Annotated in this window: 26 protein-coding genes; 6 read left to right on the forward strand and 20 right to left on the reverse strand. The window is 57.6% G+C overall.

Annotation, left to right across the window (positions count from 1 at the left end; genetic code table 11):
- Window positions 1–26: 26 nt before the first annotated feature.
- Both AC6I8J_RS13115 and flk read left to right on the forward strand, forming a co-directional pair.
- Window positions 27–926, forward strand: a complete 900-nt coding sequence (locus tag AC6I8J_RS13115) for a DMT family transporter (protein ID WP_222925183.1) — start codon at window positions 27–29, stop codon at window positions 924–926.
- A 213-nt stretch (window positions 927–1,139) separates the two neighbouring features.
- Window positions 1,140–2,186, forward strand: a complete 1,047-nt coding sequence (flk, locus tag AC6I8J_RS13120; protein WP_161733409.1) for a flagella biosynthesis regulator Flk — start codon at window positions 1,140–1,142, stop codon at window positions 2,184–2,186.
- A 1-nt stretch (window position 2,187) separates the two neighbouring features.
- Here flk and AC6I8J_RS13125 read toward each other — a convergent pair whose 3' ends face one another.
- Complete coding sequence (locus AC6I8J_RS13125) at window positions 2,188–2,631, reverse strand: rhodanese-like domain-containing protein (RefSeq protein ID WP_161733411.1); 444 nt, start codon at window positions 2,629–2,631, stop codon at window positions 2,188–2,190.
- A gap of 87 nt (window positions 2,632–2,718) precedes the next feature.
- Here AC6I8J_RS13125 and pdxR point away from each other — a divergent pair, with 87 nt between their 5' ends.
- On the forward strand, window positions 2,719–4,143 hold the full coding sequence (gene pdxR / locus AC6I8J_RS13130) for a MocR-like pyridoxine biosynthesis transcription factor PdxR (RefSeq protein ID WP_497825451.1): 1,425 nt from the start codon (window positions 2,719–2,721) through the stop codon (window positions 4,141–4,143).
- Between the two features lie 290 nt (window positions 4,144–4,433).
- On the opposite strand, the gene fabB is transcribed toward pdxR, so the two are convergent.
- Window positions 4,434–5,654 (reverse strand): beta-ketoacyl-ACP synthase I, encoded by a 1,221-nt coding sequence (gene fabB, locus AC6I8J_RS13135; protein WP_033783746.1) that lies wholly within the window; start codon window positions 5,652–5,654, stop codon window positions 4,434–4,436.
- 154 nt (window positions 5,655–5,808) lie between these two features.
- Here fabB and mnmC point away from each other — a divergent pair, with 154 nt between their 5' ends.
- On the forward strand, window positions 5,809–7,815 hold the full coding sequence (gene mnmC / locus AC6I8J_RS13140; RefSeq protein WP_285088274.1) for a bifunctional tRNA (5-methylaminomethyl-2-thiouridine)(34)-methyltransferase MnmC2/FAD-dependent 5-carboxymethylaminomethyl-2-thiouridine(34) oxidoreductase MnmC1: 2,007 nt from the start codon (window positions 5,809–5,811) through the stop codon (window positions 7,813–7,815).
- A gap of 33 nt (window positions 7,816–7,848) precedes the next feature.
- Here mnmC and AC6I8J_RS13145 read toward each other — a convergent pair whose 3' ends face one another.
- The 6 genes from AC6I8J_RS13145 to prmB are packed head-to-tail and all read right to left on the reverse strand — an operon-like array spanning window position 7,849 to window position 12,435.
- A complete protein-coding gene (locus AC6I8J_RS13145; protein WP_003854283.1) occupies window positions 7,849–8,133 on the reverse strand; it encodes a YfcL family protein in 285 nt (94 codons plus the stop codon).
- A 32-nt stretch (window positions 8,134–8,165) separates the two neighbouring features.
- Complete coding sequence (locus tag AC6I8J_RS13150; RefSeq protein WP_161733418.1) at window positions 8,166–8,711, reverse strand: elongation factor P hydroxylase; 546 nt, start codon at window positions 8,709–8,711, stop codon at window positions 8,166–8,168.
- A gap of 19 nt (window positions 8,712–8,730) precedes the next feature.
- On the reverse strand, window positions 8,731–9,534 hold the full coding sequence (locus AC6I8J_RS13155) for a sulfite exporter TauE/SafE family protein (RefSeq protein ID WP_253419483.1): 804 nt from the start codon (window positions 9,532–9,534) through the stop codon (window positions 8,731–8,733).
- A gap of 8 nt (window positions 9,535–9,542) precedes the next feature.
- Window positions 9,543–10,367 (reverse strand): penicillin-insensitive murein endopeptidase, encoded by an 825-nt coding sequence (gene mepA / locus AC6I8J_RS13160; protein WP_161733422.1) that lies wholly within the window; start codon window positions 10,365–10,367, stop codon window positions 9,543–9,545.
- Between the two features lie 4 nt (window positions 10,368–10,371).
- Window positions 10,372–11,457 carry a chorismate synthase gene (aroC, locus tag AC6I8J_RS13165; RefSeq protein WP_161733424.1) on the reverse strand — a complete coding sequence of 362 codons (1,086 nt, stop codon included), beginning with the start codon at window positions 11,455–11,457 and terminating at the stop codon, window positions 10,372–10,374.
- A gap of 45 nt (window positions 11,458–11,502) precedes the next feature.
- The gene (gene prmB / locus AC6I8J_RS13170) at window positions 11,503–12,435 is read right to left on the reverse strand and encodes a 50S ribosomal protein L3 N(5)-glutamine methyltransferase (RefSeq protein WP_033783751.1); all 933 of its coding nucleotides are present in this window, start codon (window positions 12,433–12,435) and stop codon (window positions 11,503–11,505) included.
- A 159-nt stretch (window positions 12,436–12,594) separates the two neighbouring features.
- On the opposite strand from prmB, the gene smrB reads away from it, so the two are divergent.
- Complete coding sequence (smrB, locus tag AC6I8J_RS13175; RefSeq protein ID WP_161733426.1) at window positions 12,595–13,143, forward strand: endonuclease SmrB; 549 nt, start codon at window positions 12,595–12,597, stop codon at window positions 13,141–13,143.
- Between the two features lie 29 nt (window positions 13,144–13,172).
- Here smrB and sixA read toward each other — a convergent pair whose 3' ends face one another.
- From sixA to AC6I8J_RS13195, 4 genes are all read right to left on the reverse strand, one after another.
- A complete protein-coding gene (gene sixA, locus AC6I8J_RS13180) occupies window positions 13,173–13,655 on the reverse strand; it encodes a phosphohistidine phosphatase SixA (RefSeq protein ID WP_013358611.1) in 483 nt (160 codons plus the stop codon).
- A gap of 224 nt (window positions 13,656–13,879) precedes the next feature.
- On the reverse strand, window positions 13,880–15,976 hold the full coding sequence (gene fadJ / locus AC6I8J_RS13185) for a fatty acid oxidation complex subunit alpha FadJ (protein WP_285088273.1): 2,097 nt from the start codon (window positions 15,974–15,976) through the stop codon (window positions 13,880–13,882).
- A complete protein-coding gene (fadI, locus tag AC6I8J_RS13190; protein WP_161733430.1) occupies window positions 15,976–17,286 on the reverse strand; it encodes an acetyl-CoA C-acyltransferase FadI in 1,311 nt (436 codons plus the stop codon). The genes fadJ and fadI overlap by 1 nt, the downstream gene beginning before the upstream one ends.
- 158 nt (window positions 17,287–17,444) lie before the next feature.
- Complete coding sequence (locus AC6I8J_RS13195) at window positions 17,445–17,741, reverse strand: YfcZ/YiiS family protein (RefSeq protein ID WP_161733432.1); 297 nt, start codon at window positions 17,739–17,741, stop codon at window positions 17,445–17,447.
- A gap of 358 nt (window positions 17,742–18,099) precedes the next feature.
- Between AC6I8J_RS13195 and fadL the strand changes: the two genes are divergently transcribed.
- Window positions 18,100–19,383, forward strand: a complete 1,284-nt coding sequence (fadL, locus tag AC6I8J_RS13200; protein ID WP_161733434.1) for a long-chain fatty acid transporter FadL — start codon at window positions 18,100–18,102, stop codon at window positions 19,381–19,383.
- Window positions 19,384–19,518: 135 nt separating this feature from the next.
- Here fadL and mlaA read toward each other — a convergent pair whose 3' ends face one another.
- From mlaA to AC6I8J_RS13240, 8 genes are all read right to left on the reverse strand, one after another.
- Window positions 19,519–20,283, reverse strand: a complete 765-nt coding sequence (gene mlaA, locus AC6I8J_RS13205; protein WP_137229673.1) for a phospholipid-binding lipoprotein MlaA — start codon at window positions 20,281–20,283, stop codon at window positions 19,519–19,521.
- Window positions 20,284–20,430: 147 nt separating this feature from the next.
- Window positions 20,431–21,642 (reverse strand): c-type cytochrome biogenesis protein CcmI, encoded by a 1,212-nt coding sequence (ccmI, locus tag AC6I8J_RS13210; RefSeq protein ID WP_222925177.1) that lies wholly within the window; start codon window positions 21,640–21,642, stop codon window positions 20,431–20,433.
- Window positions 21,642–22,094, reverse strand: a complete 453-nt coding sequence (locus AC6I8J_RS13215; RefSeq protein WP_285088272.1) for a cytochrome c-type biogenesis protein — start codon at window positions 22,092–22,094, stop codon at window positions 21,642–21,644. Before AC6I8J_RS13215 ends, ccmI begins: the two co-directional genes overlap by 1 nt.
- The gene (locus AC6I8J_RS13220; RefSeq protein WP_161733438.1) at window positions 22,091–22,648 is read right to left on the reverse strand and encodes a DsbE family thiol:disulfide interchange protein; all 558 of its coding nucleotides are present in this window, start codon (window positions 22,646–22,648) and stop codon (window positions 22,091–22,093) included. Before AC6I8J_RS13220 ends, AC6I8J_RS13215 begins: the two co-directional genes overlap by 4 nt.
- Window positions 22,645–24,603, reverse strand: coding sequence for a heme lyase CcmF/NrfE family subunit (locus tag AC6I8J_RS13225; RefSeq protein WP_161733440.1), 1,959 nt, complete (start codon window positions 24,601–24,603; stop codon window positions 22,645–22,647). Before AC6I8J_RS13225 ends, AC6I8J_RS13220 begins: the two co-directional genes overlap by 4 nt.
- The gene (ccmE, locus tag AC6I8J_RS13230; RefSeq protein ID WP_161733442.1) at window positions 24,600–25,085 is read right to left on the reverse strand and encodes a cytochrome c maturation protein CcmE; all 486 of its coding nucleotides are present in this window, start codon (window positions 25,083–25,085) and stop codon (window positions 24,600–24,602) included. Before ccmE ends, AC6I8J_RS13225 begins: the two co-directional genes overlap by 4 nt.
- The gene (gene ccmD, locus AC6I8J_RS13235; RefSeq protein WP_161733444.1) at window positions 25,082–25,315 is read right to left on the reverse strand and encodes a heme exporter protein CcmD; all 234 of its coding nucleotides are present in this window, start codon (window positions 25,313–25,315) and stop codon (window positions 25,082–25,084) included. Before ccmD ends, ccmE begins: the two co-directional genes overlap by 4 nt.
- A complete protein-coding gene (locus AC6I8J_RS13240; protein ID WP_161733446.1) occupies window positions 25,312–26,052 on the reverse strand; it encodes a heme ABC transporter permease in 741 nt (246 codons plus the stop codon). Before AC6I8J_RS13240 ends, ccmD begins: the two co-directional genes overlap by 4 nt.
- Window positions 26,053–26,065 lie beyond the last annotated feature (13 nt).

Genomic DNA, 26,065 nt, shown 5'->3' on the forward strand with positions numbered 1-26,065 from the left:
CGTGTAATGACGTATGGAGAGTCAGCATGTTTTTCCTGTACCCGCTCTTTGCGGTGATGATCTGGTCGATCAACTCAATTGTCAGCAAACTGTCGGCCAGTGCGATCGATCCGGCAGCGATCTCATTCTATCGCTGGCTGCTGGCACTGCTGGTACTTACTCCCTTTGTGCTGCCTGGCGTGTGGCGCTCGCGTAAGATCATCAAACCGCATCTGTGGCGGCTGGCGATCCTTGGGCTGCTCGGTATGGTGCTCTATCAGAGTCTTGCCTATTACGCGGCACATAGTGTCAGCGCACTGTTTATGGGCATTATTGGCGCGCTGATCCCGCTGCTCACCGTACTGCTGAGCGTGGTTATCCTTCGGATTGCGCCAACGCTCGGTATCCTGCTCGGCAGTATTCTCTCTTTTTGCGGACTCGTGTGGCTGGTCAGTCAGGGTGACGTGATGCAGTTGCTGAATCATGGCATGGGCAAAGGTGAACTGATGATGCTGGCCGCTTCCACCTCCTATGCGCTGTATGGCGTCCTGACGAAACGCTGGGCGCTGCCATTGCCAATCTGGCAGAGTCTCTATGTGCAGATCGTATTCGGCGTACTGCTGTTGCTGCCCGGCTTTTTACTGGCACCAGACGTGTCGCTTAACTGGCATAACCTGCCACTGGTAGCGTTTGCCGGGCTGTTCGCCTCCATCATCGCGCCTTTTTTGTGGATCCATGGCGTGCAGCGCCTTGGTGCCAGCACCACCAGCATCTTTATGAATCTGACGCCGCTGTTTACCGCATTGATCGCCGTGCTGTTTCTGCACGAGCAACTGCACAGTTACCACTGGATTGGCGGTGGTCTGACGCTGGGCGGTGTCATACTGGCGCAGCGACTGCGGACGCCACTAACCCGGCACAAACCGGTCATTCAGCCACCATCCTGAATCATACCTTCTGCCGATTAAGGAGTCTGGCTGCGGTGAGTGAAGATGCAGCTAAAGAGGGTGGTAAATAAAGGCGGCTGAGGTTCACAACTCAAGCGTAAATCTCGCGCCGAAACGCGAGTCCCCCGTGGGATTTCCCGGGGGCTTTTGCTATCATGGCCTATTCGTTTTCCGGCGCACCCCACGCTGTTCTGTTTTCCCAAGGAATCCGCCATGCAACCTCTCAGCGGCCCCGGTGCGCCGGTCGATCGTTCATCTGTCAATCCGCAAACCGGTGTGACCCGTCACGGTTCTGTGGCGGGTGAACAGCCACTCTCCCCTGCTCAGCGCACGACGTTAGAACGCCTGATCGTGCGTATCTCATCGCTCAGCACTCTTAAAGCGCCTGAACTCTGGGCGGGCGTCCGTCATGAAGTGGGCGTAAAGAGTGAAGCGGAGTTACAGTCGCGTCATTTTCCGGCTGCGGAACAGTATCTGAATGGTCGCCTGACGCAGGCGCAGAACGGACATGGCACCCGCCAGCTGATGACTCAGCTCACCGAGCTACTGCCGAAAGGTAATAACCGTCAGGCCGTCAGTGATTTTATCCGTCAGCAGTTTGGTCAGACCGTCCTGAGCGCGCTGAGTCAGGATCAGCTGCGCCAGGTGCTGACGATGCTGCAGAACGGGCAGATGACGATTCCCCAGCCGCAGCAGATCCGCGTCAGCGATCGCACGCTGCTCCCTGCCGAGCACCATACCCTGAATCAGCAGGTGGTGCGCCTGGCCGCCGCCACCGGCGAATCCACCGGTAAGCTGTGGTCGGCAGCGCTGAAACTGGTGAATCTGACCAGCGGCGATCCGATCCCCTCACGCCACTTTCCGCTGCTGACACAGTATCTGCAGGTACGCCAGACGCTGAGTCAGCACAGTGCACCGACGCTGCAACTGCTGGAAGCGTCCCTGAAGCAGCCGCTCGATCAGCAGGAACGGCAGCAACTGGAAGATTACAGCCAGCAGCGTTTTCAGGCGACGCCGCAGATGGTTCTGACCACTGCACAGACGCAGGATCTGCTGAACTTCCTGTTCAGCCGTCGCGCTGACCGGGCAGAAAAACTTCTTGAGCAGCCGCTTGCACCCAGCGAGATTAAACCTCAGCCGATCTGGTCACCCTTTGTGGCATCGCTGCCGCCCGCGATACAGCCGCTGGCGCAGCGTCCCCTGCTGGGATTTTTTGTCGCACTGGGGGTCATCACCCTTTTACTCTGGCTGGTACTCTGAGTCAGCAGCCGCAGGATGCTATGGGCGCGGCGGCAGGCCATTCGCCCGCTGCATCACCCCAGGTCAGCGGATGACCGTCACGTTTCCAGAAATCCAGCCCGCCAATTAACTCCTTCACCTGAAATCCCAGCGATGCCAGTTTCCATGCCGCTTTCGTCGAGCCGTTACAGCCAATACCGTCACAATAGGTGACATACACTTTGCTGCGGTCAAGCCGCGCCGTCGTGCTGGCATCCATCCCGCGATGCGGAAAATTTATCGCGCCGCAGATATGACCGGCGCGATAAGCCTCCGGCGCACGGGCATCGATCACCACAATTTCTGGTGCCTGACGGGCCAGATCTTCCGCCAGATCCCAGGCGTCGGTGTAATAAGCGAGTTTGGCCTGCAGATAGTCGAGGCTTTGCTGCGGCGTGGCGGCCGGAATCTGTAAAACCGATGACATAGCGATTCTCCTGTTGTGATGAAGCTGCAGTTTACGGCAAAGTGGACTGCTTACTGATACCCATTATCCAGCAGGGTTAAGACCCATATGCCTTCACCGTGGTTACAACTTTTCCAGCACCAGGCCAGTGGCGGCGTGCGTGAGCGGCTCTGCTCTACCCTGCGACTGGCGATCAACCGGCATCATCTGCACGCCGGTCAGCAGTTACCCTCCAGCCGGCAGCTGGCGCAGGATCTGCGTCTGTCACGTGTGACGGTGGAAGCGGCCTACGGACAGCTGGAAAGTGAAGGCTATCTGCGACGCGAGACCGGTCGCGGTACTTTTGTTGCCATCATCATCCCCTCCTATTCATCATCATTACCTGCCCGGCCTCAGCCCGTCCGCTTCTCGGCGCGGGGCCAGCAGGTTCTGGCAACCGGTGGCTGTCAGGATCCCCCTTTTCCGCACGCATTCGCCGCCGGTTCACCGGAGTTACGCGCTTTTCCCCACAACACCTGGCGACGCCTGAGCAGCAGCGTACAGCGTTCCCTGGGCAGCGCGGCAATGGGATATGGCGATCCCTGCGGCTACCTGCCGTTACGCAGCGCACTCGCTGATTATCTGGCGCTCTCACGAGGCGTAGCGTGCCAGCCAGAGCAGGTGATCATTCTGACAAGTTCACAGCAGGCGCTGCAGTTACTGGCGATGATGTTCGTCGATCCCGGTGATGCGGTGTGGATGGAGGAGCCTGGCTATCCTGGCGCGCGCAACGCCTTCAGGGCCACAGGCGCACAGGTGCGCGGCATTGAGGTCGATGCCGAAGGTGCTATCCCCGCCAGCGGCAGTGCGAAGCTGATGTATCTGACACCCTCGCATCATTATCCAACCGGCGTCACGCTCAGCCTGTCGCGGCGTCTGGCGTGGCTCGACTGGGCGCAGCGCAACCAATGCTGGTTAATCGAAGATGATTACGATAGTGAGTTTCATTATGATGATCGCCCTGTTCCGGCACTGCAGGGACTGGATCGCCATCAGCGGGTGATCACGCTAGGCACCTTTTCGAAATCGCTGTTTCCCTCTCTGCGCCTGGCGTGGATGGTCGTGCCGCCCGCGCTGATTACGCCCATTGGTCAGGCACGCAGCGTGCTTGATGGGCATAGCGCCCTGCTACCGCAGGCTGTCACCGCTGCCTTCCTGCAGCAGGGACATTTCGCCAGCCATCTGCGGCTGATGCGTCAACTCTATCGCAGCCGTCGCGATCGGTTACTCGAGCAGATTGCTCAGCGGTTCTCGCCCTGGATCACGCCGATTGTCAGCAGCGGCGGATTACAGGTAACGGTCAGACTGCAACAGGATGAAGCGCGATTAAGCGCACTGGCGGCTCAACAGGGTTTGCTGCTGCCGCGTCTGAGCCCACTCTATGCCGGGCCTTCGTCTCAGCAAGGCTGGATGTTGGGCTTTGCCGCACTGACGCCTGACGAGATTGTGGCAGGATGCAATACATTGCTGCGGCTGCTGCAGCGGGAGGGCTAAAACGGAGGGTTGAACGAGGTAACGCGGATGGGCTGTAAAACGTCAGACGACTGACCAACCCCATTCAGGATGTATCTTACCGCAACACAGTAGCACAACGCGCAGGGAATAGGGGCAGAGGAGGAAAGCGTCCCGCGCCATGGACGGCGCGGGCCGAGCGGCCAGGGATTGGCTTTAGCGTCTTTCCGATCTGCCCGTGTTCCCTGAGCATACAATGCGTTGCAGCGAAGCATGTTCACCAAAAACAAAAAGGGCCGGCAAGCCGGCCCTTCAGCGTACTGACGTAATGATTACGCCTGATATTTACGCATGGTCAGGGTGGCGTTGGTGCCGCCGAAACCAAAGCTGTTAGACATCACGGTGGTCAGCTCTTTTTCCATCGGCGCAGTGACGATGTTCATACCGGTTGCAGCGGCGTCCAGCGAGGTGATGTTGATGCTTGGCGCAATAAAACCATGTTCCAGCATCAGCAGCGAGTAAATCGCTTCCTGCACGCCCGCCGCACCCAGTGAGTGGCCGGTCATCGCTTTGGTCGCTGAGATGTAAGGCGTGTTATCGCCAAACACTTCACGAATCGCACCCAGCTCTTTCACATCACCCACCGGAGTAGAGGTTCCGTGGCTGTTCAGATAGTCGATTGGTGTATCGACACCGTTCATCGCCATCTTCATGCAGCGCACTGCGCCTTCACCTGATGGTGCAACCATGTCTGCACCGTCTGACGTCGCACCGTAACCGACGATTTCGGCATAGATGTGTGCTCCGCGAGCCAGCGCATGCTCCAGCTCTTCCACCACCACCATGCCGCCGCCACCGGCGATAACAAAGCCGTCGCGCTCATTGTCATAAGTACGTGACGCTTTCTCTGGCGTGTCGTTGTAACGGGTAGAGAGCGCGCCCATGGCATCGAACTCACAGGCCATTTCCCAGCACAGCTCTTCGCCGCCACCCGCAAAAACGATATCCTGTTTGCCGAGCTGAATCTGCTCAACGGCATTACCGATACAGTGCGCTGAGGTGGCACAGGCAGAGCTAATCGAGTAGTTTACGCCATGAATTTTGAATGGCGTGGCGAGGCAGGCAGAAACGCCAGAGGCCATCGCTTTAGTGACCACATAGGGGCCAACCGCTTTCAGGCCGCGTGGGCTGCGCATAGCATCCGCACCAAATACCTGGAAGCGTGGAGAACCGCCGCCTGAACCCGCAATCAGACCCACACGTGGGTTACTCTGATACATTTCAGTGGTGAGGCCGGAATCTTTAATCGCTTCTTCCATGGAAAGATAAGCATAGATGGACGCATCACTCATAAAACGCACAACTTTGCGATCGATGAGGCCGGTGGTATCTAATTTAACGTTACCCCAGACGTGACTACGCATGCCGGAATCTTTCATCTCTTCAGAAAAGGTGATGCCAGAGCGTCCTTCACGCAGAGATGACAGCACCTCTTGCTGGTTATTACCAATACTGGAAACGATCCCTAAGCCAGTAATCACAGCACGTTTCATTCAATCTTCCTCATCCACTTCTTCTTAATTGGCATGCACTCTAGCGTACACTTGTACGCCGAACAAGTCCGATCAGCTATTTCCTTTTGTAAATTTGCGTCATGTCACGTGGGTCGTTAGAATCGCGCCACTGCCTGAAAAACGAGCCTTTACCGTGAAACTAACCCCGGTTGAACATGCACAGCTAAACTGGAATGAACAGGGTACACCTGTTTCCCGAGCGTTTGGCGACGTCTATTTCTCTAATGACAATGGTCTGGAAGAGACACGTTATGTCTTCCTTGGCGGCAACGGTTTTCCCGATCGTTTTGCAGAGCATCCGCGCGATCTGCTGATCGTGGCGGAAAGCGGTTTTGGTACCGGCCTCAACTTTCTGACGCTGTGGCAGGCGTTCGACACGTTTCAGCGTGAACAGCCCGATGCCACTTTAAAACGTCTGCATTTCATCAGCTTTGAGAAATTTCCGTTAACCCGTGAAGACCTGGCTGCTGCGCAGCAGCACTGGCCGGAACTGGCTCCCTGGGCCGAAACGCTGCAGGCGCAGTGGCCTGCGGCCCTGCCCGGCTGCCAGCGTTTGCTGTTTGACGGGGGACGGATCACGCTCGATCTCTGGCTGGGCGATATCAACCAGCTGATGGAAGAGCTGGATGAGAGCCTGCATCGTCAGGTGGATGCCTGGTTCCTGGATGGTTTCGCGCCGTCGAAGAACCCGGATATGTGGACGCCGGAACTGTTCAGCATGATGGCAAAACTGGCGCGTCCACAAGGGACCTTCGCGACCTTTACCGCCGCAGGTATTGTCCGGCGCGGCCTGCAGCAGGCGGGCTTTGACGTTATCCGCCGCAAAGGATTTGGTCCCAAGCGCGAAATGCTGTGCGGGCCGTTGCAGGATGCGCCTCCGTTACCCAGTCCGCAGCCCTGGTATCATCGTCAATCTGCGGAGCAGCGTGATGTGGCCCTGATTGGCGGCGGCGTCGCCAGTGCCACCTTAGCGCTGGCGCTGCTGCGTCGCGGCTGGCAGGTCACCCTTTACTGTGCCGACGAAGCACCCGCGCTGGGCGCGTCCGGTAATCGTCAGGGCGCGCTCTATCCGCTGCTCAACCAGCACGACCCGGCGCTCGCCACCTTTTTCCCGGCGGCCTTCAGCTTCGCCCGGCGGCTCTACGATCAGTTAACCGTCCACTATGAGCATCACTGGAGCGGTGTGCTGCAGCTCGGCTGGGATGAGAAAAGTCGTAAGAAGATTGATCAGATGCTGGCGATGGGCCTGCCTGAATCCATCGCTCGTGGCGTGGATGTCGCAGAGGCGGAGGCACTGGCAAATGTTGATCATGGCTGCAGCGGCATTTTCTATCCGGAAGGTGGCTGGCTCTCACCGGCCGAACTGACCACCGCGATGCTGGCTTATGGTGAAACCCAGGGATTGCGCATTCACTGGCTACACCGGGTGAGCAGCCTTTCACGGGATGATGATCACTGGACGCTGACGTTCAGCGATCGCCCCGCGGTCCGTCATCCGACAGTGGTGCTGGCTAACGGCCATGCGATTGCCGACGTTGCGCAAAGCGCCCCGCTGCCGACCTATCCGGTGGCCGGTCAGGTGAGCCATGTTCCTTCAACCCCAGGTCTCGACGCGCTGCAGACCGTGCTCTGTTACGACGGCTACCTGACGCCCGTCAGCCCGCAGTTTGGCACCCACTGTATCGGTGCCAGCTATCATCGTGGCGAAACCGCAATAGATTACCGGGAAGAGGATCAGCAGGAGAACCGCAGCCGACTACTGGATTGCCTGCCTGACCGGCGCTGGGCAGAGAGCGTGGATGTCAGTGACGGCGAGGCGAGAATGGGTGTGCGCTGCGCCACGCGGGATCACCTGCCGATGGTGGGCGGTGCGCCGGATTATGACGCCACGCTGGTGCAGTACGCTGATTTACCGGCGCAGCTGGCCGCAAGTCACGATATCGCTGATGCGCCCGATCTGGCGGGCCTGTACCTGTTTGGTGCGCTGGGATCGCGCGGCCTGTGCAGTGCACCGCTGGCAGCCGAAGTACTGGCAGCTCAGCTGACGGGCGAACCGCAGCCGCTGGACGTGAGTACACTGGCAGCGCTTAATCCGAATCGCTACTGGGTGAGAAAATTACTGAAGGGAAAAGCAGTTTAGCCGATGCTGAGGGCGGCACGCCGCCCTGCAACGTTATGCGGAGAGCTGGCGTGCCTGAACAAACAGGTTGTCCCACATTCCAACCACTAATGCCTGGTCGCGCGGTGAGAGTTCTCCGGCAGCGATAGCATTTTGCAGACTGCGGGAGACCTGAATCTGCAGCGCTTCTGGCGTATGTTCGCCCAGTTGCTCCACTTCGGCCACAGCCAGTGTCAGATGCCCGCGCAGATAACCGCTGGCGAACAGCTCATCATCGCTGGCATGCTCGACCATGTCGTCAATCAGGGCCAGAATACGCGCTTCAAATTCTGCGATCATCTCAATTCCTCTATTAATAATACCTTCCTGCATCACAGATCGTCCGGCCAGGGAAACTGCGACGCGGTGAGCGAAGGCCTGCCATAAAATTTCGCCAGAGCGGTAATAAAACGCGCGGGACGGTCGGGAATGCCCGACGTCAGATAGCTCATGACCTGAGCATGCACTTTACGCTGGAACGCAATGCGATCCGGCTCACAATCTCCGTCGAGATTGTCACAACTCACGTTGAAGGGAAAGCCTGCCGCCATACAAAACATCCACTCCAGCGCCTGCGGCTTCACTTCAACCGCTTCAAACTGACTCTGGGTCAGCGCGTCTCGGCCATCCGGGCAGTACCAGTAGCCAAAATCGACCAGTTTGCGGCGTGCTTCACCGGCAATGCACCAGTGCGAGATCTCATGCAGAGCGCTGGCGTAAAAGCCGTGGGCAAACACCACACGGTTCCACGGCGACTCCGTATCAGCAGGAAGATAGATCGGTTCATCGTCGCCTTTAATTAGACGGGTCTGAAATTCATCGCTGAAGCAGCGATCAAACAGCGTGATCAGCTGTTCATAATGATGGGTCGGGTTCATGACGGTATCGCGTTTCAGGTTACGAATGCAGCGTGGTAAGCCAGGCCAGAACGTCGCTGCCGTGGCTGTCCCACAGTAATTTAATGCTCATGACGGCAGAGACAATCACCACCATCGGGCGGATCAATTTCTGTCCGCGGCTCAGCACCAGTCGTGCGCCCAGACGCGCGCCGCAGAAGGCACCGAGCATCATGATCAGACCGGTTCCCCACACCACTTTGCCGCCGAACATAAAGAACAGCAGGCTGCCCATGTTTGAGGTGAAATTCAGCACCTTGGCATGGGCGGTCGCTTTGGCCAGGTTGTAGCCGCAGAGGGTAACGAAAGCCAGCGCATAAAACGAGCCTGCGCCTGGCCCGAAAAATCCGTCGTAGAAGCCCACTGCCCCGCCGCCCACCAGCGCATAAGGCAGACCATGCAGGCGGCGTGCCTGATCCACTTCACCGAGCTTTGGCATCAGCAGGAACCACAGGCCAATCGCGATCAAAAACAGCGGCAGCATCTGACGCAGAAAATCAGCCTGCAGTCGCTGAATCAGTATCGCGCCCAGAATGGATCCCAACAGCGTCATGGCGATGTTCAGCCACTGCTCATTCAGATTGACCGCTCCACGCCGGACAAAATAGAGACTGGCGGAGAACGAGCCGCCGACCGATTGCAGTTTATTGGTCGCCAGCGCCTGCGCCGGAGAGAGGCCCGCCGCCAGCAGTGAAGGCACCGTCAGTAACCCCCCGCCACCGGCGATAGAGTCAATGAAACCGGCGAGCATGGCGATTAAAAACAGCAGCCCGACCAGCAGCGGGCTGACAACAAACCACTCCATGGAATCCCTTACAGTAAATGTTTATCCAGCAGGGCCTGACAGGCAGGCGGTAACGGCGGCGGCTCACGTTTCACGGGCGCGCCAGAACCCGGCTGTTTCGGCAGGAACCAGCTCTGCAGCTCTGCGCCACAGCCATCGCCCGGAGGCGGTGCGGGCTGATCTTCACAGCCGATACTGCCCGCAGGGCAGCGCAGTCGCACATGCATATGAGCACGATGCGCGAACCACGGGCGCACTTTTCTCAGCCAGTCGCGATCGTTACCTGCATCCGCACAAAGCTGCTTTTTAATCGCCGGATTGACGAAGATCCGTGTAACATCATCGTCTTTTGCGGCCAGTTTAATCAGGCTGTCGATTTCCGGCTGCCAGTGGCGCGCAATGACATTCTTATCGCCCGGCCCAACCAAATCCAGCGGCTGCGGCTTCAGCAGTTGCTGCGCGCTCCAGCGTGTTTTTGGCAGTTGCAGCCAGATATCCACATCCAGGCCGGTCTGGTGACTGGCGTGACCGCTGCTGAAGCGCCCGCCAGCCGCCATGCCCATGTCGCCAATCAGCACGTTGCCCAGTTGCAGGTTATGCACCTGGGTGCTGAGCCGCTGAATAAACTGAATCAGATCGGGATGGCCAAAATAGCGCCGCTGATCCTGACGCATCACCTGATAGTGCGGTGAATTGAGCGGCAGTGCCTGCGCGCCGACGATACAGCCGTTGGCAAAGCCACCAATTGACTGCGGTGCGCCGCTGATCGGCTGCTGAATCTGTTGCCACGGCGTTGCGGCCAGGCTGGAGGCGCTGATCAGCAGCGCATTAAGAGTAAGCAGGAGCGCCTTCATGCCATCACCAGCGCGGTACAGAGCTGTTGACATCACCATTCTGCGCCCGCTGGCGCAGCAGATGATCCATCAGGACGATCGCCATCATCGCCTCGGCGATCGGCACCGCGCGGATCCCGACGCAGGGATCGTGACGGCCTTTGGTGATCATCTCCACCTCTTCGCCGTTGCGGGTAATGGTTTTACCTGGCACGGTGATGCTGGAGGTCGGTTTCATCGCCAGATTGGCACTGATGGTCTGGCCGCTGCTGATACCACCCAGAATGCCGCCGGCGTGATTGCTCTGAAAACCGTCGTGGCGGATCTCATCACGATGCTGACTGCCGCGCTGGTTAACCACCGCAAAGCCGTCGCCAATTTCGACGCCTTTCACCGCATTGATACTCATCAGCGCGTGCGCCAGATCGGCGTCCAGTCGGTCAAAGACCGGCTCGCCCAGGCCTGGCGGCACGTTATCTGCCATCACTGTAACTTTAGCACCGATGGAGTCGCCCTCTTTTTTCAGGCCGCGCATCAGTTCATCCAGCGCCTCGAGCTTATCGGCATCCGGACAGAAGAACGGGTTCTGCTCCACGATGCTCCAGTCTTTCAGCTCACAGGCGACATCACCAATCTGTGACAGATAGCCACGTACCACGACACCGTGTTTCATCTGCAGATATTTCTTGGCAATCGCCCCGGCCGCCACGCGCATCGCGGTTTCACGCGCCGATGAGCGGCCGCCGCCACGATAGTCGCGCTGACCATACTTCTGCTCGTAGGTGTAATCAGCATGGCCCGGACGGAAGAGATCTTTGATGGCACCGTAATCCTGCGAGCGCTGATCGGTGTTCTCAATCAGCAGGCCGATCGAGGTGCCGGTGGTCACACCCTCAAAGACACCGGACAAAATTTTCACCTGATCCGGCTCGCGGCGCTGCGTGGTATAGCGCGAAGTGCCAGGACGGCGGCGATCGAGGTCATGCTGAATATCGGCTTCGGTCAGCGGGATGCCTGGCGGCACGCCGTCAACGATACAGCCCAGTGCCAGACCGTGGGACTCGCCAAAGGTCGTTACTCGAAAAAATTGCCCGATGCTGTTTCCGGCCATGCTGTTTCCTTGTCAGAGTTCGGCGGGCGAGGCTTCGCCCCACTTTTAGTCTTTATAAAAAGAGAAATGGTGTTGTGCGTCGACAATCTGCTGGCGCGTCAGCGTGAAGACGCCATCACCGCCGTTGTCGAATTCCAGCCAGGTAAAGGGCACGTCGGGATACTGCTCGATCATGTGCACCATGCTGTTGCCCACTTCGCAGACCAGTACGCCCTGCTCGCTAAGATAGTCGGGCGCGCAGGCCAGAATACGGCGCACCAGCTTCAGGCCATCGCTACCTGCTGCCAGGCCAAGCTCTGGTTCGTGGCGATATTCGTTCGGCAGATCGTCCATATCTTCCGCATCAACGTACGGCGGATTGGTGACGATCAAATCATATTTCAGCTGTGGCAGTTCGCGGAACAGGTCAGCACGAATCGGCGTCACCTGGTGGATGAGTCCATGTTCTTCAATGTTCTGTTCGGCTACCGCCAGCGCACCGGTGGAGATATCCACGGCATCCACTTCGGCTTCCGGGAAAGCATAGGCACAGGCAATCGCGATACAGCCGCTGCCGGTACACATATCCAGAATATGACGCGGCGGTGTGCTCACCAGACCGGCAAAGCGGTTTTCAATCAGTTCGCCAATCGGTGAACGCGGCACCAGCACGCGCTCATCGACAAAGAATTCGTGCCCGCAGAACCACGCTTTATTGGTCAGATAGGCAACCGGAATGCGTTCGTTAACGCGACGGATAACGCGCTCAACGATCAGAAGACGTTCGCTCGCGGTGAGACGCGCACTGCGCATATCTTCAGGAATATCCAGCGGCAGCCAGAGTGACGGCAGGACCAGTTGAACGGCTTCGTCCCAGGGATTGTCTGTGCCATGCCCGTACCAGATTCCGGCAGCGGAAAAGCGGCTTACCGCCCAGCGCAGCATGTCCTGGATAGTGTGCAGTTCGTTCACTGCCTCATCGACGAAAATTTTGTCCACGTAGCCCTCCGCAGGCCTTTTGCTAAATCGGCCAGTAGTGTGCCATGAAGCCGGGGAGAATTCAGCGCAGCAAGGTGAAAAAGCTGACATTTAATGACATTAATCGGTAAGGTATCGCCTATGCTGTGTAGCAGACTTTTCTTAGATAACTGACCCGTCATGAGTAAAAAAACACCCTTAAGCCCGGATGACCAGGCGCTGTTTCGACAGTTAATGACTGGCACGCGTCAGTTGAAACAAGATACTTTCGTGCATAAATTACCGGTTAAAACCCGCGTATTGCCGGTAAAACGACTGCTTTCAGAGCAGGCGGACAACAGCCATTACTTTTCGGATGAGTTCCAGCCGCTGCTCTCCACCGAAGGAGCCACCCGCTACGTGCGTGCCGATGTCAGCCACTTTGAGCTGAAAAAACTGCGTCGTGGCGACTATACGCCGGAGATTTTCCTCGATCTGCATGGCTTAACGCAGCAGCAGGCCAAGCAGGAACTGGGCGCACTGATCGCCGCCTGCCGCCGTGAACATCTGTTCTGCGCCAGCGTTATGACCGGTCATGGAAAGCATATTCTGAAGCAGCAGACGCCGCTGTGGCTGGCCCAGCATCCGTGGGTGATGGCTTTTCACCAGGCGCCGAAGCTGTTTGGCGGTGACGCCGCGCTGCTGGTTTTAATTGAGATTGAGGAGTGGCAACCGCCTGAGTTGCCCTGATAGGGGCCGGGAGGATCGGCCCAAAGACGTCAGATCGCTTTCGCCAGCTTTTTGGGACTGACCTGCCACAGTAGTTTACCGGCATGCTGCGCGGGATCGAATTCCACGCAGGCAATAGCGGAAGTGGCAAACATGGGGGGGGCTTCCTGCGGGCACAGTTCAGAGACTAAATATCCCACCAATGGTAAATGAGAGATCACCAGCGCCGATTTCACACCTTCGTTTGCCAGGGTCTGCAGATAGCACCCGACCATTTCCGGATCGCCGCCCGGCGTTAACTCCGGCAGAACATCCTGGTTTTCCGGCAGGGGAAAAGCTTCACGCACGGTCGCGAGGGTTTGCTGCGCGCGTAAATAGGGACTCACCAGGACACGCTCAATGTCTGGCGTCTGGCTGTTGAGCCAGTTGGCCATCTGGCGTGATTCATTGCAGCCACATAAGGTTAAAGGCCTGACTGAATCACTGGCTGCTTCCAGAGCCGCATCGCCGTGACGCATGATAAAAACTTGCATAAAGCACCGCTGTTGTTTGTCGACATCGCCCGACGCCTGGCGCCTGACTCTTAACTCTGCGAATGAACGCTGTGTTTTACCCTAATGGCTTCAGTATAGTCAACCGGTTGTTTATTAAATAAGCGCTTCTCAGAATCATGCTGCGCCGCACACTCTGGCGGCGCTTTTCTAACCCGCTGAATCGGATTGGTTATTCCATTTACAGCAGAAATGTAAAATTTCGTCTATTCTCTGGCCGCTTCAACCAGTGCTTCGCAGGGCGTAAATCGATCGCCATGCTGCTGCGTAAGGCGGGTTAAGCGGTCGACCACCTCCGCCGCACCCAGTTTGTCCATGTAGTGGAACGGCCCCCCCAGGAAAGGCGGAAAGCCGATACCAAACACAGCACCGATATCGCCATCGCGGGCACAGCGAATGACCTGCTCATCAAGGCAGCGGGCCGCCTCATTCAGCATCATCATCATGCAGCGTTCTGCAATCTGCGCGTCACTCTGTCTTGCCTGCGGCGTGACTTTCAGCAACGTATACAGCGAGGTGTCCGGCTTTTTACGCTGCCAGCGCGGCTGGTCATAACGATAAAAGCCTTTGCTGTTTTTACGTCCCTTGCGGCCATCTTTGAGCACCGCGTCAAAAGCAGCGGGTGCGGCAAAGCGTTCACCATAAGCCTGATGCAGGATGGGACTGATTTTGCTGCCGACGTCGATGCCAACCTCATCGAGCAGCTGAATCGGACCGACCGGAAAACCAGCCTTCACCAGCGCCCGATCGATATGGTCAATCGGCTCGCCCTCCAGCAGGCAACGCATCGCTTCATTTATATAGGGCGTCAGGATGCGATTAACATAGAAACCCGGCTTGTCCGCTACCACTATCGGCGTTTTGCCCTGGCTGCGCGCCAGCGCCACAATGGTCACTACCGTTGCGGTGGAGGTGTTCAGATGGGGAATCACTTCCACCAGCGGCATTTTATCGACCGGGCTGAAGTAGTGCAGGCCGATGACGTTTTCCGGACGCTGTGCTTTGGCGGCAATCTCTTCAATCGGCAGCGACGAGGTGTTAGAAGCAAACAGCGTATGCGGCTGACAGTGGGCTTCCACTTCGCTGACCATCTGCTGCTTGAGTGCTAAATCTTCGAACACGGCTTCGATCACCACATCGCGCTGCGAGAACCCCTGGTAATCGATGCCGCCCGTGATACGAGCCATCTGCTGCTGACGCTGTGCCGGAGTAAGCTGGCGTCGTTTGACCTTTTTGCTCAGCAGATCCCAGCTGGTTTTCAGCGCATGGTTAACGCCTTCCAGGCTGATATCTTTGATGCGTACCGGTAATCCGGCGTTGATTGCGGTGACGCTGGCGATGCCACCGCCCATGAGACCGCCGCCGAGAATCGCGACACCCTTCACCGCAGCGGGTTCCGCCTCACCGCCCCGCTCCTTCTTCATGGCCGTGGTCGCGAAAAAGAGTCCGCGCAGCGCCGCAGATTCCGGCGTCATTGCCAGCTCACCGAAGGCACGCGCTTCAGCATCATGTCCGGCCCGGCTGCCCCTCTCCAGCCCGATGCGCACCACCTCAATAATGCGGTTTGCCGCCGGATAGTTACCCTGGGTTTTGGCTGCAGTCTGGCGGGTTGCGAGTGTAAATAGTGCCTGACGGCCAACCGGCCCGTGCAGCAGACGGTCGCGCAGCGGCAGCGTGCGTCCACTGACCTTGCCCTTTTTCACCCGCGCGATAGCCGTCTCCAGCAGAATCGCCTGCGGCACCGCATCATCAACCACCCCCAGCTTACGGGCCTGTTTCGCCCGCAACGACTTGCCGGTCAGAATCAGCGGCAGCGCCTGCTGCACGCCAATTAACCGAGGCAGTCGCTGGGTACCTCCGGAGCCGGGCAGTAAGCCGAGTTGCACCTCCGGCAAACCCAGGCGGGTTTTCTCATCCAGCGAGCAGATACGCGCATCGCAGGCCAGCGCCAGCTCCAGCCCGCCGCCCAGGCAGGCACCATGGATTGCGGCTACTACCGGGAATGGCAGCGCATCAAGCGCAGCCATCACTTCCTGACCCTGTTTTGCCAGCGCTTCGGCTTCCTGTGCGCTCTGACAGCGATCGATCATGCTGATGTCCGCGCCAGCGATAAAATTGTCCGCTTTGCCCGAAATCAGTACCAGGCCTGCCAGCTGCGGATCGCGTCGCGCCTCTGCAATGATGGCGGTGATCTGCCCGGCAAATTCTGCTTTCAGGGTGTTCATCTTCTCGCCAGGGACATCGATTGTAATGATGCCAACGTGATCAAGTCGCATCTTCAGGTGAAACGCATTCTGATCCATTATTCGGCCTCCAGAACCATTGCCGCACCCAGACCGCCCGCCGCACACGCCGTGACCAGTCCTAACCCGCCACCGCGACGGCGTAATTCATTCAGCGTCTGGGTGATCATGCGCGCGCCCGTGGCGGCAAAAGGATGACCATAAGCGATTGAACCGCCCAGCACGTTAAAGCGCTCTTCATTCACTTCGCCCAGCGCATGAGCACGGTTCAGCACCTCGCGGGCAAAGCGCTCGTCGCGAAAAAGTTGCAGATTGCTCAGGGTCTGGGCCGCGAACGCTTCATGCATATCAATTAGCGTCAGATCGGCCAGCGTGATTCCGGCGCGATCCAGTGCCAGTGGTGAGGAGTACGCCGGACCCAGCAGCATATCCTGCTGTACACCAATCGCGGTAAACGCGTAGCTGCGCAGATAGCCCAGCGGCGTGACACCCAGTTCACGGGCGCGGCCTTCGCGCATCAGAATCACGGCGGCCGCGCCGTCGGTGAGAGGCGTGCTGTTGGCCGCCGTGACGCTGCCGTGCTGACGATCAAACGCCGGACGCAGCCGGGCGTAATCCTCTGCTCTGGCATTCATACGGACGTTATTGTCCTGGTCAATAGCGGTTTTCCACGGCGGCACAAAGGCTGCCATCACTTCCTGATTCAGTACTCCGGATTGCCAGGCCCTGGCGGCATGCTGATGGGATCGCAGCGCCAGCGCATCCTGTGCTTCGCGAGTGATGCCGTGACGCTTAGCCATCTGCTCCGCAGTGTCGCCCATACGCAGGCCGGTCGAATACTCCGCCACTGCAGGCGGGACCGGCAGCAGATCACGCGGACGCAGACGCCGCAGGATGTGCAGTTTTTGACCGAAGCTGCGGGCTTTATTGAGATCCACCAGCGCGCGGGCCAGCGTTTTACTGACCCCAATCGGCAACACCGACGAAGAGTCTGCGCCACCGGCAATACCGGCAGAGATGGTGCCCGCCAGCAGACTTTCTGCCACATTCGCTACCGCCTGAAAGCTGGTGGCGCAGGCACGGCTGACGCTGTAGGCATCGGTATGCACACTCAGCCCGCTGCTTAATACAATTTCACGCGCAATGTTCGGCGCTTCCGGCATCTGCACCACCTGACCAAAGACCAGTTGCTCGATCACCTCAGCCGGCAGTTCACTGCGCGCCATTAATTCGCTGACCACCATCCGTCCCAGCTCAATGGCGGGAATGCCATGGAAGCCGGTCGCCTGGCGCAAAAAAGGGGTGCGTAACCCGTGGGTTATTGCGATGCGTTCACCATCACGCGTCAGCAGCGGCTGCGCTTTGCTCATTGTTCTCACCTGTGGCTGGGACTGTGGCATCATTGCCTGAAGAGGTCTGACCTGATCAGTGTTAACCACAAGCGGGTGAGCCGCCAATACCGGAAAGGAAAAAGTGCGAAGAGAAACACGAAAATGAAAAACGCCGCATTAATGCGGCGTTATGAGACTTAACGCAAACCGAGCTGAAAAATCATCGTTTCAGCCTGGCAGCTGAAAGTAAAATCGATATCCAGCTGCACACCCTGATTCACCTCACTGAAGCGCGACTCAATCACACAGGGTTCCGATTCAACTTCACGTGCACGTTCGGTGAGGAGAGCTAATTTGGCTTCCGCATCGGCACGCTGAGCAAACCACTCCGACCAGCTGGCGGTGCAATCGGTATTATCCATTACCGTGCCCACATCAACACAACAACAGGCTGCTGTTTCGGTCGCACTGCATTTTTTAATGGCATCAGTCATTTCATTCTCCTGACCAGCGATCTGGTGGGTTGAGCGATTTTATGGCCGAAATTTTACCTGCTCGCGTAAAGATGCGCCATGTACATGGCGCTAAGTGACGAATATCACAATAAAAATTGATCCAGAACAAACTGGAATCGGTATGCTGTGCAGAATCAGGGCTGTTTTGTTATGCAGATCGAATTTTAAACGATCAAACCTGAAATATTTTAAAAACAATATTGCAACATGCACACAGGTCGGACCTATACTCTCCGCACTGGTCTGATATGTGCGTTTTACATCAGTCCCTACAATCCGCCGTCCTTTGTTACGCGACGTTATAGCGTTAAATAATAATTCACATGAGGTTGTGGTCATGAACCATAAAAACCTGTTTGCAAAGTCAGCCGTGGCGGCTGCAGTGGCGCTTGTCTCTTCACACGTTTACGCAGCTGGGTTTCAGTTAAATGAGTTTTCTACGATTGGTTTAGGTCGCGCATATTCAGGCGAAGGGGCAATGGGCGATACGGCGGCATCAGCCAGCCGTAACCCGGCGACGATGGCATTAATGGATCGTCCGGAATTTTCACTCGGTGCGGTCTATATTGCGCCAGATGTCAATATTAGTGGTCGCAGTCCCAGCGGACGCAGCCTGGATGCTAATAATATTGCCCCGAATCAGTGGGTTCCCAATATTCATTATGTCCAGCCCATCAACGATCAGTGGTGGATCGGCGCGTCTGCAACCTCTAACTATGGCTTAGCAACAGAGTTTAATAATGGCTACACCGCGGGGGGTTACGGCGGTAAAACCGATCTGGTGACCGGCAATTTTAATCTCAGCACCGCGTACCGTTTAAATGAACATTTTAGTTTTGGCGTCGGTTTTGATGCGGTTTATGCCAAAGCCAAAATTGAACGCTATGCCGGTGAGTCAGGCGCAAGACTGGGCGTTCCGGCTGATACGCAGGTTGCCCATCTGAAAGGCGATGAGTGGGGATATGGCTGGAACGCCGGTGTCCTGTATGAAGTGGATGAGAATAACCGCTTCGGCTTTACCTATCGTTCAGAAGTGAAAGTCGACTTCGATGGCGATTACAAAAGCAGCCTCTCTTCCCGACTGAATGCAGTGAATAATCCGGAAGTGTCAGGTGTGCCGTTTGGCACCAATGGTACCACCGTTCCTGGCGCGTTAACCCTGAATCTGCCAGAGATGTGGGAAGTATCGGGCTGGCATAAAGTGGCACCGCAGTGGGCGGTTCACTACAGCATGGCGTACACCAGCTGGAGCCAGTTCCAGGAGCTGAAAGCCACCGGTTCTAACGGCCAGACGCTGTTCTATAAAGATGAAAGCTTCCACGATGCCTACCGCATTGCACTGGGCACAACCTATTCCTACGACAAGAACTGGACGTTCCGCACCGGTATTGCGTTTGATGACAGCCCGGTTCCGGCCGATAAGCGCTCTATCTCTATTCCGGACCAGGATCGTTTATGGCTGAGTGCGGGTACGTCTTATGCCTTTAACGATGATGCCTCGGTTGATTTAGGCATCTCTTATATGCACGGACAGAAAGTGACGGTGAAAGAAGGGCCTTATACCTTTACCTCTGAAGGTAAAGCCTGGCTCTACGGTGCGAACTTTAATTACAAGTTCTGACTGGATGGTACGATCATAAAGGGCGACTCTGGTGAGTCGCCCTTTTTTATGGACGTGGATCGCTTAATGGTTCAGGGAGCATACGCCTTGCACAAAGACGCAAAACCGCCATCCCTGGCTGCTCAGCGCGGGCGATTACTCGGCGTCAATATCCTTCAGGTCATCCTGAATCGCGGCTGCGTTAGGATTATCTTCCGGCTTGAGCTTGCCGCCACGTGCCAGGAAGTCGTGACGCTGGAAGTACGCGTTACGGATAAAGGCGTACGGATCGCTCTGCTGTTTCAGGATTGCATCAGAGTCCAGCAGCTGCGCGCGGGTCTCAATCCCTTCAAGCGTCCATTTACCAATCGACATTGGCCAGGTCAGCCAGCCGAGGATCGGATAAAGCGTATCAACGTAGTCGCCGCCATCCTGACGCACCGTGAAGCTGCCGTAAGCAGGCAGCTCAACATAAGGCCCGTAGCCGACGCCATAGTGACCAAGCGTGGTACCGAAACGGTGCGGCTCTTCACGCGCCAGTTCCGGGTTCGCCTTGCCGGCAACGTCAATGAAACCGCCCAGTCCCAGCACGCTGTTCAGGAAGAAACGGGTAAAGTGAATACCCGCATCACGTCCGTTACCGACCAGAATGGCGTTGACCATACTGGCTGGCTCTTCCAGGTTGCCGAGGAAATTGCTCAGCCCGGTACGTGCCGGGACCGGCACATAATCACGCCAGGCCACAGCGACCGGACGAAGCACGTACGGATCCAGCACGTTGTAGTTAAAGTTAAACATCGTGCGGTTAAAGCCTTCAAATGGATCGCTGCGCTGCGCAGGATCGCTATTCGCTGGCTTTGAACTGGCACAACCCACCAGAAGGACGCTGGCGACAGCCAGGCTGGTCAGGCGATAATTCATTCCAATCTCCCTGTGCGGATGAAAAAGGTCAGCCCATCGTTCAGGTCACAGCCCTGTCGTATCGGCTTATCCGATGAGCATAGCTGACTTTGTGCCAGAGGCAGCAGGCAATGGCACGCATCATTTCTAACGTTATCATTTTGACGTTCAGGGTAGCTGCTTATTGATCTCCACCGCGATCGGCTGATGCCCATCCCAGGGCGTCACCGCGCTCAGACCCAGCCAGTCGCCTGGCTGCGGATTGGCGCTGCCATCGCGGGAAATCCGCACCCGAACCTCAACCTGATGCTGCGCCGAAAGCAGGCGATTCGGCATCATGGCATTGCTGTCATCCAGCGTCAGCGTCAGCGGGAAGTGGCTGAGTGGCATACGCTTAACCGCCACCGGTACCGGTGAATCCCCGTCAGAAACCGAAATATACAACACTCCGTCCTGCGGTAACATTTTTTCTGCCTCTGGGGTCAGCGTCACTGTCAGCGCCAGCTGACGACTCTGCTGCCCGGCGTCGCTTCGGGCCTTTTCAATGCTGCGGGCGATCATCGCGTGTCGCGAATCACCGGCAGGCAACAGACCCAGCAGAGTCTGCCATGCATCAATAGCCTGATCATACTGTTGCTGACCGTAAGCGTTATACGCCAGCAGGCTCAGCGTCCGCAGGTTTTGCGGATCAGCTTTAAGCAAGGATTGCAGCAGCAGTGACGCCTGACGGTTATCCTGCGGATCGGCGGATCTTGTCAGCACCTCTGCATAATCCTGCTTCAGCGCCAGATCGTTGGGGGCCAGCTGTAGTGCATGCTCAAAGGCCTGGCTGGCAATCTCCGCATTATTCAGCACCATGCCGAGCCGTCCCAGCATTGTCCAGTCGGCCAGATTATCCGGTTCGGTTTGCAACGCGGTACGCAATCCGAGCTGTAAACGCGCCAGCTCCTCCATGCTTAGCGATTTTGCGCCGGGGTCCATCAGACGGGCGCGCAGCTCAGGATACGCCTGCTGCACCTGCATCCAGCCGGTGTATTGTGCCAGTCCGCCGGTTTTCAGATAAGTCCCCAGCGAAACCGCAACCAGTACGATCAAACCTGGCAGCAGAATCCAGCGGCGGCTGCTGTGTGACCGCAGCGTCTGTGCTGGCGGAATATCCGCCAGGAGTGCCTGCTGTAGCTCCCGCTCCATTAGCGGACGCTCAGCAACGACGCCCTGCGCTTCATCCTGCGCCAGCTCATCTATACGCTGATGATAGAAACGCTGATTAAGGCGATCGCGATCGCCGGCGCTCGCCTGACGTTGCCGCCAGCCTGCCGCCAGAAACAGCGTGCAGGCTGCCAGTAGCAACAAAAAAAGGGTAATCCAGAATGCACTCATTACGGCTTCCTGTCTGACTTCAGTAGCGCATTAAGACGCTGTTGCTCATATTCATCCAGTTCACTGCGGGTTTTGCGCTGACGACTGCGCAGAATGATCACGGCGCCACCCAGTAGCACAAACAGCGTGGGACCCGCCCACAGAATCAGGGTAGAAGGCGTGACCGGTGGCGAATAGCTGACGAAGTTGCCGTAACGCGCCACCATGTAGTCGATAATCTGCTGGCGACTCTGGCCCTGCTTCATCAATTGATAGACTTTCAGTCGCATGTCGGCGGCAATCATCGCGTTCGAGTCGGCAATGCTGTTATTCTGGCATTTCGGACAGCGCAGTGACGCGGTCAGATCGCGGTATTGCTCTTCCTGAGCCTCCGAGTCAAATTGCAGCGTGTCGATGCTTGCCCACAGGTTGATGCTGAACAGCAGGCCGCAGAGCAGAAACAGCATTTTCATGATCCCGCCTCCGCACTGTATTTTATCCACAAGGGTTTCACTTCCTGCTCCCAGACGCGCGCATTGAGATCGCCCGCGTGGCGATAACGGATGATCCCTTTACCGTCGATCAGGAAGGTCTCCGGCGCGCCATAGACGCCGAGATCCAGCCCCAGCATGCCGTTGCCGTCGTAGAGACTTAGCGCATAGGGATTGCCCAGCGTATTCAGCCAGTTAACCGCCTTCTGACGATCGTCTTTATAGTTCAACCCGACGACACGAATGCCCTGCTCCGCCAGCGTATTCAGATAGTGATGCTCAGCGCGGCAGGTCGGACACCAGGTCGCCCAGACGTTGAGCAATATCGGTTTGCCATCCGTCAGCACGCGCTGATCGTACGTTTTGCCCGGCTGATCCAGTGCTTCCAGCCGGAACAGCGGCACCGGTTTGCCAATCAGAGCCGATTCAAGACGGGTCGGATCGTCACCATCGGCATTACGCGTCAGCTGCCACAGCAGCGCGGCCGCCAGCAGCAGAAACAGCATCAAGGGAATAAACAGGATTTTCTTGTTCATGTCCGTGCCTCCGGGCCCGCTTTTTTGCGCGAACGGTAACGGGGATCAAACAGGCAGAACAGCCCACCCAGCGCCATCAGCGCACCACCGAACCAGATCCAGCGGACAAAGGGTTTGTAGTAGATGCGTACGGCCCAGCCGCCATCCTCCAGCTCCTCTCCCAGCGCCGCGTAAAGGTCGCGGCTGAAACCGCCATCAATCGCCGCTTCGGTCATCATGGTGCGGGCGGCGGTATAAAAGCGTTTTTCCGCCTGCAGCGTCGCTTCATGTTTGCCATTGCGTGTGACATCAATAATGCCCATGCCGCCACTGTAGTTAGGCCCCTGCAGATTCTGCACGCCACGGAAGACAAAGTGATAATGATGAATATCGACGCTATCACCCGCTTTCATCCGCACGTCGCGTTCCACGCTGTACTGCGTACTGAAGGCAATGCCAATCACCGTCACACCCACGCCAAGATGGCCCAGCACCATGCCCCAGTGGCTGCGTGACAGGTGACGTAAACCCACAAAGAACGGATGACGATGGGTGGCGCGCTCATGCAGTTCCAGCAGCGTCAGCACGATAATCCAGAGCGACATCAGCAGACCCACCACCGTCATCGCTTCGATGCGATCCTGCAGCCACCAGGGAACGATCATGGAACAGGCCAGAGTGACAATCAGCGCCAGCGCCAGCCGTTTTGCCAGCTTCTGCGGTTCATCGCGACGCCAGCGCACCAGCGGGCCGATCCCCATCAGCAAAGCAAACGGTGCCATCAGCCAGCTGAACATCGTGTTGAAGAAGGGTTCACCGACCGAAATGCTGCCCAGCCCCAGTTGCTTGTGCACCAGTGGCAATAGCGTGCCAAGCAGCACCACCAGCATCGCGGCAATCAGCAGCACGTTATTACCCAGCAGGAACGATTCCCGCGACCAGGTTTCATTCTGAACCCGGCCACGCACCTGCCCGCCTTTAATGGCGTAGAGCAGCAGTGAACTGCCGATAACGATCACCAGAAACGCAAGGATGAACATCCCGCGCGCCGGATCGGAGGCAAAAGAATGCACTGACACCAGCACGCCGGATCGTACCAGGAATGTCCCCAGCAGGCTAAGCGAAAACGCCGTAATCGCCAGCAGCACGGTCCAGGCTTTAAAGGTGCCGCGCTTTTCGGTGACTGCCAGCGAGTGCATCAGGGCCGTGCCCGCCAGCCACGGCATAAATGAGGCATTTTCAACCGGGTCCCAGAACCACCAGCCGCCCCAGCCCAGTTCGTAATAGGCCCAGGCCGAGCCAAGGACGATACCAATCGTCAGAAAGATCCAGGCCGCCGTCGTCCAGGGACGCGACCAGCGCGCCCACGCGGTATCGAGCCGTCCGGCCATCAGTGAGGCGATGGCAAAGGCAAACGCCACCGAGAAGCCGACGTAGCCCATATAGAGCAGCGGCGGATGGAAAATGAGACCGATATCCTGCAGCATCGGATTCAGATCATGCCCGTCTATCGGAAAGTCCGGCAGCGTGCGGCTAAACGGATTGGAGGTCAGCAGGATAAACAGCAGGAAGCCGAGGTTAATCATTCCCATGACCGCCAGCACGCGCGCAAGCGCATCCTGCGGCATCCCGCGGCTGAAGATCGCCACCGCCAGTGTCCAGGTGCTGAGCAGCAGCACCCACAGCAGCAGTGAACCTTCGTGCGCGCCCCAGGTGGCGGCGATGCGGTAGTAGACCGGCAGCAGACTGTTGGAGTTCGTGACGACATAGGCAACGGTAAAGTCGTTGCTGATGAAGGCCCAGACCAGCAGCGCAAACGCCGCCGCGATGCAGACAAACAGGCCGCAGGCCAGCGGACGCGCCATTGCCATCAGGCGGGCATCCTGGCGCACCGCGCCCCACAGCGGATAACTGCTCAGCAGCAGCGAAAGCCCCAGCGCCAGGCAGAGCAGAAAGGTTCCGATTTCAGGCATCATGAGGATTTATTTCCCGCCTGATATAACGACTGCGGGCCGATGTGATTACTTTTCATGGCGTCTTCAATCTCCGGCGGCGTGTATTTCTCATCATGTTTCGCCAGCACTTCTTTGGCGATCACCTGGTTGCCCGCCGCCAGCACGCCCTGTGCGACAACGCCCTGCCCTTCCCGGAACAGATCCGGCAGGATGCCTTCAAAACTGACGCTGACCACACCGCGCGCATCATAAAGTTTGAACGATACCGCCAGGGTATTGGGATCGCGCCGGACGCTGCCGGGCATGACCATGCCACCGACGCGCAACCGCTGACCCGCTTCCGGCTTCTCGTGCGCCTCGCCTTTGCCGTAGAGGATTTCACCCGGGGTATAGAACAGATCGATGTTTGAGCGTAGCGCATACATGACCAGCGCGGTGGCCAGGCCGAGGCCGAGCAGGATCGCTACTGCCGCATAGAGACGGTTGCGTCGACGGATATTCACAATGTCTCTCCTGCCGCTTCAGCCGCGGCTTTTTTCGTTTTCGCCGCCCGGATGCGGCGTTCCCGCGCCTCGCGCTGGCGAATCTCAGCCAGCAGGCGACGTCGCAGCAACAGGGTATGCAGCGTCAGGCCGATAAGCGGAAGCAGCGTGCAGATAACCGCCAGCCAGACGAAGAAGGCGTAGCCCCCCATCGCAAAGAAGGCGTACCAGGAGGTAAATGCCGGGGTCATGCCTGCTCTCCCTGCTTCGCCACATCTATCGCCCAGGGACGATGACGTTCAGTTAACAGGATCAGGTTGCGCAGCCGCATCAGCGTCAGCGTGATAAACAGCAGCAGATAACCGAGAATCGCCCAGCGCAGCGGCGTGCGCATGACCGGCGCAATTGCCTGCTGAAGAATGCCTGATGAGCCCTGATGCAGGGTATTCCACCACTGCACCGAGAAGTGAATGATGGGCAGATTGACCACGCCGACCAGAATCAGAATTCCGGCGGCCCGGCCTGCGGTGCGGCGGTCATCAAAAGCGTGATAAAGCGCAATCACACCCATATAGAGGAACAGCAGCACCAGTTCCGAGGTCAGACGCGCATCCCAGATCCACCAGGTGCCCCACATCGGCTTGCCCCAGGCGGACCCGGTGACCAGCGCAATAAAGGTAAAAACCGCGCCCACCGGAGCCATGGCGGCAGAGACCAGATCGGCCATTTTCATCTGCCACACCAGACCAGTAAAGGCTGCGATAGCCATTGAGGCATAGATGCCCATCGACCACATCGCCGCGGGTACATGGATATACATGATGCGAAAACTGTCGCCCTGCTGATAGTCAGCAGGGGCAAATCCGAATCCCCATACCCAGCCCAGCAGCAACGACGCCAGCCCTGCAACGGCAAACCAGGGCACCAGTCGCCCCGAAAATTGATAAAGCCGTTCAGGCCTGGCCAGCTGATGTAACGCTTTCCACATATCAGATGCTCAC

It is taken from the genome of Pantoea sp. X-Soil-ISGK-355 (assembly GCF_059730805.1).